11 protein-coding genes are annotated in these 12,251 nt (G+C 66.8%); 9 read left to right on the plus strand and 2 right to left on the minus strand.

Annotation, left to right across the window (positions count from 1 at the left end):
* Positions 1-94: 94 nt before the first annotated feature.
* Complete coding sequence (locus tag WA317_RS04415; protein WP_425171886.1) at positions 95-1,642, minus strand: MFS transporter; 1,548 nt, start codon at positions 1,640-1,642, stop codon at positions 95-97.
* Positions 1,639-2,364: an LppX_LprAFG lipoprotein gene (locus tag WA317_RS04420; RefSeq protein ID WP_425171887.1), complete on the minus strand. Its 726-nt coding sequence runs from the start codon at positions 2,362-2,364 to the stop codon at positions 1,639-1,641. The genes WA317_RS04415 and WA317_RS04420 overlap by 4 nt, the downstream gene beginning before the upstream one ends.
* A gap of 97 nt (positions 2,365-2,461) precedes the next feature.
* Between WA317_RS04420 and WA317_RS04425 the strand changes: the two genes are divergently transcribed.
* The 9 genes from WA317_RS04425 to whiA all read left to right on the plus strand — a co-directional run.
* Positions 2,462-3,064: a riboflavin synthase gene (locus tag WA317_RS04425; RefSeq protein WP_425171888.1), complete on the plus strand. Its 603-nt coding sequence runs from the start codon at positions 2,462-2,464 to the stop codon at positions 3,062-3,064.
* 505 nt (positions 3,065-3,569) lie between these two features.
* A complete protein-coding gene (locus WA317_RS04430) occupies positions 3,570-4,847 on the plus strand; it encodes a bifunctional 3,4-dihydroxy-2-butanone-4-phosphate synthase/GTP cyclohydrolase II (protein WP_425171889.1) in 1,278 nt (425 codons plus the stop codon).
* 28 nt (positions 4,848-4,875) lie between these two features.
* Positions 4,876-5,358 carry a 6,7-dimethyl-8-ribityllumazine synthase gene (gene ribH / locus WA317_RS04435; protein WP_425171890.1) on the plus strand — a complete coding sequence of 161 codons (483 nt, stop codon included), beginning with the start codon at positions 4,876-4,878 and terminating at the stop codon, positions 5,356-5,358.
* Entirely contained in the window at positions 5,355-5,807 is a 453-nt protein-coding gene (locus WA317_RS04440) for a PH domain-containing protein (RefSeq protein WP_425171891.1), read from the plus strand. The genes ribH and WA317_RS04440 overlap by 4 nt, the downstream gene beginning before the upstream one ends.
* A 143-nt stretch (positions 5,808-5,950) precedes the next feature.
* Entirely contained in the window at positions 5,951-7,405 is a 1,455-nt protein-coding gene (locus tag WA317_RS04445) for an HNH endonuclease signature motif containing protein (protein WP_425171892.1), read from the plus strand.
* Between the two features lie 299 nt (positions 7,406-7,704).
* Positions 7,705-9,687: an excinuclease ABC subunit UvrC gene (gene uvrC / locus WA317_RS04450; protein ID WP_425171893.1), complete on the plus strand. Its 1,983-nt coding sequence runs from the start codon at positions 7,705-7,707 to the stop codon at positions 9,685-9,687.
* A gap of 26 nt (positions 9,688-9,713) precedes the next feature.
* Positions 9,714-10,664 carry an RNase adapter RapZ gene (rapZ, locus tag WA317_RS04455; RefSeq protein ID WP_425171895.1) on the plus strand — a complete coding sequence of 317 codons (951 nt, stop codon included), beginning with the start codon at positions 9,714-9,716 and terminating at the stop codon, positions 10,662-10,664.
* A complete protein-coding gene (gene yvcK / locus WA317_RS04460) occupies positions 10,661-11,719 on the plus strand; it encodes a uridine diphosphate-N-acetylglucosamine-binding protein YvcK (RefSeq protein WP_425171894.1) in 1,059 nt (352 codons plus the stop codon). Before rapZ ends, yvcK begins: the two co-directional genes overlap by 4 nt.
* The coding region (gene whiA, locus WA317_RS04465) for a DNA-binding protein WhiA (RefSeq protein ID WP_425171896.1) at positions 11,716-12,251 on the plus strand (536 nt) is incomplete at its 3' end. The genes yvcK and whiA, both read left to right, overlap by 4 nt.

The following is a 12,251-nucleotide window of genomic DNA, read 5'->3' on the forward strand; positions in this document are numbered from 1 at the left end:
GGTGCCGAGCATCGCGCGGGCGCTGCGCTGGCGGTTCGACGGGACGGAGCGGGTCGGTCCGGATCTGGTGCTCAGCCTGGTGCCGCGCTGACCATCACACCCTCGGCTCGAGCGGCTGCAATTCCACTACCGTCGGCTCCTCAGCGTGCACATCGCGGCTGGACAACAGCAGGCCCAGAAACGCGCCCACCACGCAGACGATCGCGGTCGCTGTGAAAATTCCGCCGTACATTTCGGCGAAGGCGCGTCTGTACAGGTCGGCAACTGCGAGTGCCTTTTCCAGCGGACTGGAATTCGCGGGAACGCGCGCCGACAACTTCGCGGCGATCTGCGGCAGTTGATAGAACCCCCAGGCGCTCAGCGAGGCCACCCCGATCAGCATGCCGGTATTGCGGGCCACCACCACCGCCGCGGACGCGATGCCGTGCTGCGCGGACGGGACGACCCGAAGGCTGGCCGATGTCAGCGGCCCGATCACCAGACCCAGGCCCAGGCCGGCGATCGCCAGGTCGGTGTCCAGCACCGGCAGCGAGAACAGGCCGAAGATGTTGTGTTTCGCGCTCAGCAGGTCCAGCGACCACTTCGAGATCAACCAGTAGGCGAAAGCCGCGGTCAGCAGCCCGACGAAAGCCACCGCGCGGTCGCCGACCTTGGTGGCGATCCAACCACCCAGCAACGCGCCGATCGGCAGTGCGATCAGGAATCGCAGCAGCAGGATGGCCGCTTCGTCCTGCTCCTTGCCGAGCACGCCTTGGGCGAACAGCTCCACGTCGACCAGCGTCACCATCAGCGCCGAACCGGCACAGAGCGACGCGCCGAGTGCCGCCAGGAAGGGCCGGAAGTGCACACCGGCGGGCTCGATCAGCTTGGTGCGCGCGAAGCGTTCCCACAGTGCGAAGACCACCGCTGCCACGCCTGCTGCGACGAGCAGCGGCGGGCCGTAGCTGGGCAGCGCGTGCTGACCATCCGGGTTGGGGTTGTACAGCCCGATAACCGCCAGACCTAACGTCACCGCCAGCAGCAGACCGCCGACCAGGTCGATCTTCTCCGGATCGTCGCTGCGGTCTCGTCCCGGCAGGCTGAAGTGGATCATCACGATCGCGGCCAGCGCCAGTGGCACGTTGATCCAAAACACGTCCTGCCAGCGGCTGGTCAGCCACACCACCGCAATCCCGTAGAGCGGACCGAGCACACTGCCCAGCTCCTGCGCGGCACCGATGCCGCCGAGCACTCCGGCGCGGTTGCGCTGCGCCCACAGGTCCGCGCCCAGCGCCAGGGTGACGGGCAGCAATGCGCCGCTCGCTATGCCCTGGATGGTCCGGCCGACGACCAGCACGTTCAGGTCGGTGGACATCGCGGTGACCACAGATCCGACCAGGAAGGTGCCCAGGCTGACCTGTAACAGCAGCTTGCGGCCGAATCGGTCGGAGGCGCGGCCGAGCAGCGGCATCGCGGCGATGTAGCCGAGCAGGTACCAGGTGACGATCGGGGTGATGCGCTGCAACTGGTTGATCGGGATGCCGACGGTGGTGATGATGTCGCGCATGATCGTGACCACGACATAGGTGTCGAGGGCGCCGAGCAGCACGGCGAGGCTGCCCGCACTGATCGCGACTCCGCGGCCGGCGCGCCCCGCCGTCATTCGCTCACCGGGGGCTTGCTCACCTGGACCGGCGCGTTCCAGTTCGACAGCGTCATCAGGATGGAGTTGCCGGCGCTCTGGTCCAGCTTGGCCTGCACCAGCTGGTGGTCACCGGTCTCTTGGATCCAGACGGTGGCCGGCAGCGGCTGCGTCGCCTTCAACTGGTCGGCGAGCTTGTTGATCGCGTCGGCGGCCACTTTCCCGGAGATCCGAATGGTGTTCTGGCCGTTGATTGATTCGCGGCCCTCGGCCTTGGCGTCGGTGAAGTTCGCCAGGATGTTGGCCAGACCGGTGTCGGGGTTGAGAATCGACGAGGGGTCGTAGATGTCGGCGGCCGGACCAAAGTCGCTCCACTTGTTCGGGGTGAGCGCCGCGTAGAGGATCGTGTCGAACACCACAAAATCCGCGTCGATGTCCGAACCCGCGAATGTGATCTTGGCGCTGCCTTTGGCGGCGGTGCTCGGGGAGGTGGTCAGGTCACCGGTCAGGGTCTTGATCGGCAGCCCTTGAACCTTGCCGGTGGTCGACAGCACCAGGTGCACGCTCTTGACGGCCTTGGTGCTCTGGCTGGACTGCTTGAGCAGCGTGGCGGCATCAGGCAGCGGCGCGCTGCTCTGCTTCGAAGACGATGAGCAGGCACCGACCAGTGCGGTGGCGATGCTGAGGGCGGCGAGCACGGCGAATAGTCGGCACACTCTCTGGAGCGTCTGCATACCCCGCATCGTAAAGGGTGGCGCTAAGTGCAGCCTGTAGCGCGGACCCTCAAGCCGGCGCGCCGCTGTGTCGCGTGTGCCGCGGTGACTGGCCTAACCTGGGCCTATGTTCACCGGGATCGTCGAGGAATTGGGTCGAGTGGTCGGCAAGGACGACCTGGGCGAGTCCGCCCGCTTCACCATCCGGGGACCGGTCGTGACCGCTGACGCCGGTCACGGCGACTCGATCGCTGTCAACGGCGTGTGCCTGACGGTTGTCGACGTGCTGCCCGACGGCCGGTTCACCGCCGATGTGATGGGTGAAACGTTGAACCGGTCGAGCCTGCGGGCGCTGGAAGCGGGCAGCCAGGTGAACCTCGAGCGTGCCGCCGCGCTCAACAGCCGGCTTGGGGGGCACATCGTGCAGGGCCATGTGGACGGCACCGGGCAGGTGCTGGCCCGCACACCGTCGCAGCACTGGGAGGTGGTGCGGGTGTCCCTGCCGGCCGGTTTGGCCCGCTACGTCGTCGAGAAGGGGTCGATCACCGTAGACGGTGTTTCGTTGACCGTCTCTGGGCTGGGTGACGACTGGTTCGAGGTGTCGCTGATCCCGACCACCATGGACCTGACCACGCTCGGCCGGGCGCCGGCGGGCACACCGGTCAACCTTGAGGTCGACGTGATCGCGAAATATGTCGAACGGCTGCTGGGTCCAGCAGCGCAGGCTTAGTCAGCGGGTCAAACCGCCCCTTAGCCTGCTGCGCGATTGCCATCCGGTCCTTGCGCGGGCCCACGCGGCGCCGGCGCGGCGGGCGCGAAAGGCGGCGGTAGCGGTTGCGGGTTCTGGCAGTACATGTCTCTGGGAGTATTCGGCGGGCAGGGAAACCGCGGGAAGGGCCCGACGTGGGCGCCGACACCGGCCAGCCCTAAGCCGACGGTCAAGATGGCTGTCGCTGCGGCGCAGCGTGCGGAATTGCGCATGCTTCTGACTACCCCGAGGTGACGGACGCCGAGCGACCGGGTCAGTAGTTGTGATGCATGTCACAATACGGGGCGGCGCTGCAACGCAACCAACCGCAACGTCATCCGCCGCCACCGGTCGCTCCGCCGGTACCGGTCTCCCCGTCGAAATGCCATAGGCGAAAGGAAGTGGCAATAACGACGCCCAGCTCGTGGTTCATACTGGGTGCAACACCTGAGCGCTTCAGGTGGGATCTTCTGACAGGGTGGCGCCGATGACGAGTTTGGACTCGGTCGAACGCGCGATTGCCGACATCGCCGCCGGTAAGGCGGTGGTCGTCATCGACGATGAGGACCGGGAGAACGAAGGCGACCTGATCTTCGCCGCCGAGAAGGCGACCCCTGAGCTAGTGGCCTTCATGGTGCGCTACACCTCGGGTTACCTGTGCGTGCCGCTGGACGGCAGCTTCTGTGACCGGCTGGGCCTGCTGCCGATGTATGCGGTCAACCAGGACAAGCACGGCACCGCCTACACCGTCACGGTGGACGCCAAACACGGCATCGGAACCGGCATTTCGGCGTCAGACCGGGCAACCACCATGCGCCTGCTGTCTGACCCCACCGCGGTTGCCGAGGACTTCACCAGGCCCGGGCACGTCGTTCCGCTGCGCGCCAAGGACGGTGGTGTGCTGCGCCGGCCCGGGCACACCGAGGCCGCCGTTGACCTGGCGAAGTTGGCGGGTCTGCAGCCCGCCGGCGCGATCTGCGAGATCGTCAGCCAGAAGGACGAGGGCGCGATGGCCCAGACCGACGAGCTGCGGGTGTTCGCCGACGACCACAACCTGGCGCTCATCTCCATCGCCGACATGATCGACTACCGGCGCAAGCACGAGAAGCACATCAAACGGATCGCCGAAGCCCGCATCCCGACCCGGCACGGCCCCTTCCGGGCCGTCGGCTACAGCAGCATCTACGAAGATGTCGAGCATGTGGCGCTGGTGCGCGGCGAGATCGCCGGACCTGACAGCGAGGGCGACGACGTCCTGGTGCGCGTGCACTCGGAGTGCCTGACCGGGGATGTGTTCGGCTCCCGCCGTTGCGACTGCGGGCCGCAGTTGGACGCGGCGTTGGCGATGGTGGCGCGGGAAGGCCGCGGTGTGGTGCTGTACATGCGCGGGCACGAGGGCCGCGGCATCGGGCTGATGCACAAACTGCAGGCCTATCAGCTCCAGGACGCGGGTGCCGACACTGTCGACGCCAATCTGAGGCTTGGTTTGCCGGCCGATGCCCGGGACTACGGGATCGGCGCGCAGATCCTCGTCGACCTCGGGGTGCGTTCGATGCGCCTGCTGACCAACAACCCCGCCAAACGAGTAGGGCTCGACGGTTACGGGCTGCACATCCTCGAGCGGGTTCCGCTGCCGGTGCGGGCCAACGCCGAGAACATTCGTTATCTGATGACCAAACGTGACCGCATGGGCCATGACCTCATGGGGTTGGACGATTATCACGAATCCGTCCACCTGCCAGGCGAATTCGGCGGAGCGTTATGACCGTCGGCGGTGACGCGGAGCGGCGGAGATGAGTCCTGCTGCCGGTGTGCCGGAAGTGCCGGCGCTCGACGCGTCAGGGGTGAGTTTGGGAATAGTGGCCAGCACCTGGCACGCCGAAATCTGCGATGCACTGTTGAATTCCGCCGTCAAGACCGCCGCGGAGTGCGGCGTTGACGACCCGACCGTGGTGCGCGTGCTCGGCGCGATTGAGATACCGGTGGTGGCTCAAGCGCTGGCCCGGGACCACGACGCCGTCGTGACGCTGGGAGTGGTGATCCGCGGCGCGACGCCACATTTCGAGTATGTCTGTGATGCGGTGACGCAGGGTCTGACCCGGGTGTCGCTGGACGAGTCGACGCCGGTCGCCAATGGGGTGCTGACCACCAACACCGAGGAGCAGGCGCTGGAACGGGCCGGCTTGCCGACGTCGGCTGAGGACAAAGGCGCCCAAGCCACGGCGGCTGCGCTGAGCGCCGCGTTGACCCTGCGCGATCTGCGCGGAAAGCCGTGACCGCGAATCCCGACTGGGACTTGCGAGTGCGTCCGCACCTGACGCCGTACTTCGCCTACGGCGCGGCGTTCGTCATCGCAACGGCCCTTGTCGTGGTGGGGTTGCTGCTCAAAAACGAGACCAGCGGAGTGGTATTCCAAACTGCCGATCAGCTGGCGATGGCCGGACTGGGGTTTGTCATCGCGGGATGCGTGCTGCTGTTCGCGCGGCCGCGGCTGCGAGTCGGCGCCGCCGGGCTTTCGGTGCGCAACTTCCTGGGCTACCGGCTCATCCCGTGGTCGGATGTGGTGGACGTGTCGTTCCCGGTCGGCGCCCGCTGGGCGCGGATCGATCTGCCCGGCGACGAGTACGTCCCGGTGATGGCGATCCAGGCCGTTGACAAAGAGCGAGCCGTGGACGCCATGGAGGCACTGCGGACGTTGACGGCGCGTTACCGGCCTGACCTGTAGGCAGCGCTGAGCGGGCCCGAGTTCATCCGCCAACACCGACAGCCACCTGCAGCTTGCACGCACTTATTCAGCGACGTGATCCCGCTGTGGATAACTGGATCTTGCAGAACTTCGAGTCAGTGGAGTCGAGTATACTCGAATGTATGTTCGAGCAGTGGTATGCCTCGCGCCCGACTGGCGAGTCGGCGGCGCTATTAGAGCGAATACGCGACGCCGGTCGGGCGGAGGCACAGGCCGCCGCCCAGCGGTTGGTGGATATCGGCGAGTTGTTCGTGCTGCGCTGTCGCGACTCGGGGGAGCGGCAGGACTGGGCCGTGGATACCTGGGAGGCGGTCGCCGCACAGGTGGCGGCCGCGCTGCGGTGCAGTGTGGCAATGGGTTCCAGCTATCTGCGCTATGCGATGGCGATGCGCGACCGGTTGCCGCAGGTGGGAAAGGCGTTTCAAGCCGGTGACATCGACTACCGCGCATTCCAGACCGTCGTTTTCCGCACCGACCTGGTCAGCGACGCCGATGCGCTGGCGCGGGTGGATGCCCGACTGGCGGTCCTGCTGTCGCGTCACCCTTCGATCACCCGGGGCAGGCTGGCCGCCGCGGTCGACCAGGTAGTGGCGAGCCTCGATCGTGACGCCGTGCGTCGAGCCGCCGAGGCCGCCAGAGGTCGGTTCGTTGACATTCACGCCGACGAGTCAGGTATGGCCGAACTGACCGGAAGTGTTCTGGCCGCCGCCGGAAAGGCCCTCGACTGCAGGCTGGACGAGCTGGCCGCCACGGTGTGTGACGCGGACCCGCGTACTCGCGAACAGCGCCGTGCCGATGCGCTGGGCGCGTTGGCCGCCGGTGCTGACCAGCTCGCGTGCTGCTGTGGATCCGCCGACTGCAGTGCGGTCACGCCGCGGAAGAGCAACGTGGTGATTCATGTCGTCGCCGAGCAGGCGAGCGTCGAAGGCACCGGGACTACCCCGGCAGTGCTGCTCGGTGGCGAGGGACTCATCTCCGCCGAATTGGTCGCCGAATTGGCGAAAGCGGCTCGGCTGCAGCCGTTAGGTATAGCGGTTGATGGTCCCGAGCCGGGATACACTCCGTCGGCCAGACTTGCCGAATTCGTTCGGTGCCGGGATCTGACCTGCCGGGCGCCGGGTTGCGACCACCCGGCCGTTGGCTGCGACCTGGACCACACCGTGGCCTATAGCAAAGGCGGCCGTACCCACCCGTCGAACTTGAAGTGTTTATGCCGAAAGCATCACCTGCTCAAGACGTTCTGGGGCTGGCGCGACAAACAGCTGCCCGACGGGACAGTGATCTGGAATCTTCCTGACGGGCAGACGTATGTGACCACTCCTGGCAGCGCATTACTCTTCCTGGGCTTGTGCGCGCCCACTGGCGATTTGCCGCAACCTGTGAAGCCGCCCGACGGCAGCTGCCATGACCGGGCCGCCATGATGCCGACGAGACGGCGGACCCGCGCTGTGCGACGGACACAACGGATTACCGCTGAACGCAACCACAATCGCGACAATCGCCTGGGCCGGCAACGAGCGATTACTTACTCCAACGTCTCAATGCCGCGCGACTCCGAAGAGCTACCGCCGTTTTAAGGCGCTTTGCGGCGGGGTTTGGTTCTGGCTTGCGAGCCAAGACGGTTTTATTCGCCAGCCCGCTTGTCATTATTCTCGACCGCCAGACAGTCCCCAGCGACGGAGCGCAGACTGAGCTCCGTCAGCGCACACTCGAAGGCCTGCGCGCCGCTGCCCGGCGCGCATCGTCGCGGGCTGTGTTGAATGTCCGCTCCTTCTCGCGCCACTGCCCAGCGCTCATCGTCGCCGGCTGTGTTGAATGTCCGCTCCTTCTCGCGCCGCTGCCCGGCGCGCATCGTCGCCGGACTAGCCTGGAAACCGTGCCGGATCCTGCCACCTATCGCCCCGCGCCCGGATCCATCCCGGTCGAACCGGGTGTCTACCGGTTCAGAGATCAGCACGGACGAGTCATCTACGTCGGTAAGGCCAAAAGCCTGCGCAGCAGGCTGACCTCCTACTTCGCCGACATCGCCAGCCTGCACCCGCGCACCCGCCAGATGGTGACCACCGCGGCCAAGGTCGAGTGGACGGTGGTCAACACCGAGGTCGAAGCGCTGCAACTGGAATACAACTGGATAAAGGAGTTCGACCCGCGGTTCAATGTCCGCTACCGCGACGACAAGTCTTATCCGGTGCTGGCGGTCACCCTCAACGAGGAATTTCCGCGGCTGATGGTGTACCGGGGGCCGCGGCGCAAAGGTGTGCGATATTTCGGGCCCTACTCGCATGCCTGGGCGATCCGCGAAACCCTGGACCTGCTGACCCGGGTATTTCCCGCACGAACATGCTCGGCCGGGGTATTCAAGCGTCATAACCAGATCGACCGCCCCTGCCTGCTCGGCTACATCGACAAATGCTCGGCGCCTTGCGTCGGGCGGGTCAGCGCCGAACAGCACCGCCAGATCGTGCTGGACTTCTGTGATTTCCTGTCCGGCAAAACCGACCGCTTCGGCCGTGAACTCGAACACCAGATGAACGCGGCGGCCGAGAAGCTCGATTTCGAACGGGCCGCGCGGCTTCGTGACGACTTGGGCGCGCTGAAGCGGGCGATGGAGAAGCAGGCCGTGGTGCTCGGCGACGGCACCGACGCCGACGTGGTGGCCTTCGCCGACGACGAGCTGGAAGCGGCGGTGCAGGTGTTCCACGTGCGAGGTGGCCGGGTGCGCGGTCAGCGCGGCTGGATCGTCGAAAAGTCGGCCGAGGCGGGGGATTCCGGCGAGGAGCGGTTGGTCGAGCAGTTCCTGACGCAGTTTTACGGCGAGCAGGCAGAGCTCGGCGGAGCCGCCGACGAATCGGCCAATCCCGTGCCCCGGGAAGTGTTGCTTCCCTGTCTGCCGTCCAACGCCGACGAGGTCGCCAGCTGGCTTTCCGGCCTGCGCGGTTCCCGGGTCCGGCTGCGGGTGCCGCGCCGCGGTGACAAACGCGCGCTCGCCGAAACCGTGCAGCGGAACGCCAAACACGCTCTGCAGCAACATAAATTGAAGCGCGCCGGTGACTTCACCGCCAGAACTGCCGCGCTGCAGAGCATTCAGGACGCGTTAGGATTGGCGGACGCACCACTGCGGATCGAATGCGCGGACATCAGCCACGTTCAGGGCACCGATGTGGTCGGCTCGCTGGTGGTCTTCGAGGATGGGCTGCCGCGCAAGTCCGATTACCGTCACTTCGCGATTCGGGAAGCCGCCGGCGGCGGCCGGTCTGACGACGTCGCCTCCATCGCCGAGGTCACGAGACGCCGGTTCGCCCGGCATGTCCAGGACCGGCAGGATCCGAACATGCTTGCACCAGAAGGCCGGTCCCGCCGCTTCGCTTACCCGCCGAATCTTTATGTCGTCGACGGCGGAGCACCGCAGGTGAATGCGGCCAGCGCGGTACTCGAAGAGCTCGGCGTCAGCGACGTCGCGGTGATCGGTCTGGCCAAACGGCTCGAAGAGGTCTGGGTGCCGTCCGAACCGGATCCTGTGATCATGCCGCGCAACAGTGAGGGCCTGTATCTGCTGCAGCGAATCCGCGACGAGGCGCACCGGTTCGCCATCAGCTATCACCGCAGCAAGCGGTCCAGGCGAATGACGGCGTCAGCCTTGGATGCGGTGCCCGGGCTCGGCGAGCATCGGCGGAAGGCGCTGGTCACTCACTTCGGCTCGCTGGCCCGACTCAAAGAGGCGACCGTTGACGAGATCACTGCGGTGCCCGGTATCGGCGTCGCCACCGCCCGGGCGGTCCTTGAAGCGCTGCATAACGACACCAACGGCTCGAGCGTCGCCGATAATGATGACCGGTTGGCCGACCGGGCACTGGGATGATGGGCCGCAATATGGACGGGGAAAACCTGACCGGGCCGGGAGGCCACGCGGTGCAGGCCGACGTGACGGCCAACCACCCGGAGAACGGCGGCGGGTCGGCGGAGTCCGGCATCGACGTCGTGCTGGTGACCGGGCTTTCCGGCGCCGGCCGGGGCACCGCGGCCAAGGTGCTCGAAGACCTCGGGTGGTATGTGGCCGACAATCTGCCGCCTCAGTTGATCACCCGGATGGTCGATTTCGGGCTGGCGGCCGGTTCGCGCATCACGCAGTTGGCGGTCGTCATGGATGTCCGGTCGCGGGGCTTCACCGGAGACCTCGACTGGGTGCGCACCGACCTCGCCACCCGGAACATCACCCCGCGGGTGCTCTTCATGGAGGCGTCCGATGACATGTTGGTGCGCCGCTACGAACAGAACCGCCGCAGTCACCCGCTGCAGGGCGAGCAGACGTTGGCCGAAGGCATCGCCAGCGAACGTGAGATGTTAGCGGCGGTTCGCGCGACGGCCGACCTGATCATCGACACGTCGACGCTGTCGGTGCGGGCGCTGCGAGAAAGCATCGAGCGCGCATTCGGCGCCGAAACCGCCGCGCACACCAGCGTCACGGTGGAGTCGTTCGGCTTCAAGTACGGCCTGCCGATGGACGCTGACATGGTGATGGACGTGCGGTTCCTGCCGAATCCGCACTGGGTCGACGAACTGCGACCACACACCGGGCAGCATCCGGCGGTTCGTGACTACGTACTTGGCCAGACCGGTGCGGCGGAGTTTCTGCAGACATACCATCGATTGCTGTCCCTGGTCGTCGAGGGCTACCGCCGGGAGGGTAAGCGCTACATGACCGTCGCGGTCGGCTGTACCGGCGGCAAACATCGCAGCGTTGCGATCGCCGAGGCGCTGGCGCAGCTGATCGAGTCCGAAGGATCCGAGGCGCAACTTTCGGTGCGGGTGCTGCACCGGGACCTGGGCCGCGAATGAGTCACCGGATAGTGGCCCTCGGCGGCGGACACGGTCTCTACGCGACGCTGTCGGCAGCCCGCCGATTGACCCCGTACGTCACCGCCATCGTCACCGTCGCCGACGACGGCGGGTCGTCGGGCCGGCTGCGCAGCGAACTGGAGATCGTGCCGCCCGGCGATCTACGAATGGCCTTGGCGGCGTTGGCTTCCGACAGCCCGCACGGACGGCTCTGGGCGACTATTCTGCAGCATCGTTTCAACGGCAGCGGGGCACTCGCCGGACACCCGATAGGCAACCTGTTGCTCGCCGGGCTCAACGAGGTGCTCGCCGACCCCGTCGCCGCGCTCGACGAGCTGGCCCGCGTGCTGGGCGTGAAAGGCAGGGTGCTGCCGATGTGTCCGATCGCGCTGCAGATAGAAGCCGACGTCTCCGGCCTGGAGACCGATCCGCGGATGTTCCGGTTGATCCGCGGTCAGGTGGCGATCGCGACGACGCCGGGGAAGGTACGGCGGGTTCGGTTGTTGCCCGCCACCCCCCCGGCGACCCGGCAGGCGGTCGACGCGATCATGGCCGCCGACCTCGTGGTGCTGGGTCCAGGATCATGGTTCACCAGCGTCATCCCGCACGTGCTGGTGCCCGGCCTGGCCGCCGCGCTGCAGGCGACCACAGCTCGGCGCGCGCTGGTGCTCAACCTGGTTGCAGAGCCGGGGGAGACGGCCGGATTCTCGGTCGAACGTCACCTGCATGTGCTGGCACAGCATGCGCCGGGCTTCACCGTCCAGGACATCGTCATCGATGCCGAACGCGTCCCGAGCGATCAGGAACGCGAACAACTGCGGCGCACCGCCAAGCAGCTGAATGCCCAGGTTCGATTTGCCGACGTCTCCAGACCTGGTACACCTTTACATGACCCGGGGAAGCTGGCAGCGGCGCTCGAGAGGGTTGTGACGGGTGACAGTGAACCGGCGGCGTCTCCGGTGACGGCACCGATGGCGGTCGAGAGTGAACCGCAAGCAGCCGGCGCAGGGGGAGCGGGTCATGGCGGACCGAGAGGTGACGACGCGTGGCGATGACGGCCGAGGTCAAAGACGAGTTGAGTCGCCTGGTGGTGACTTCGGTGAGCGCGCGGCGTGCCGAGGTCACCTCCCTGTTGCGCTTCGCCGGCGGCCTGCAGATCGTGGCAGGCCGTGTGGTCGTCGAGGCCGAGGTGGACCTGGGCAGTATTGCTCGTCGGCTGCGCAAGGACATCTTCGAGCTTTACGGCTACAACGCCGTCGTGCATGTGTTGTCCGCCAGCGGTATCCGCAGGCAAACCCGCTATGTGCTGCGGGTGGCCAACGACGGTGAGGCGCTGGCCCGCCAGACCGGTCTGCTGGACTTGCGTGGTCGCCCGGTACGTGGCCTGCCCGCCCAAGTGGTGGGCGGCAGTGTCAATGACGCCGAAGCCGCGTGGCGAGGTGCGTTTCTGGCACACGGCTCGTTGACTGAGCCGGGGCGCTCGTCGGCCCTCGAGGTCAGCTGCCCGGGTCCGGAGGCGGCGCTGGCGCTGGTCGGTGCGGCGCGGCGGCTCGGGATCAGCGCGAAGGCGCGCGAAGTGCGCGGCGC

The organism is Mycobacterium sp., assembly GCF_049802695.1.
Taxonomy (GTDB): Bacteria; Actinomycetota; Actinomycetes; order Mycobacteriales; family Mycobacteriaceae; genus Mycobacterium.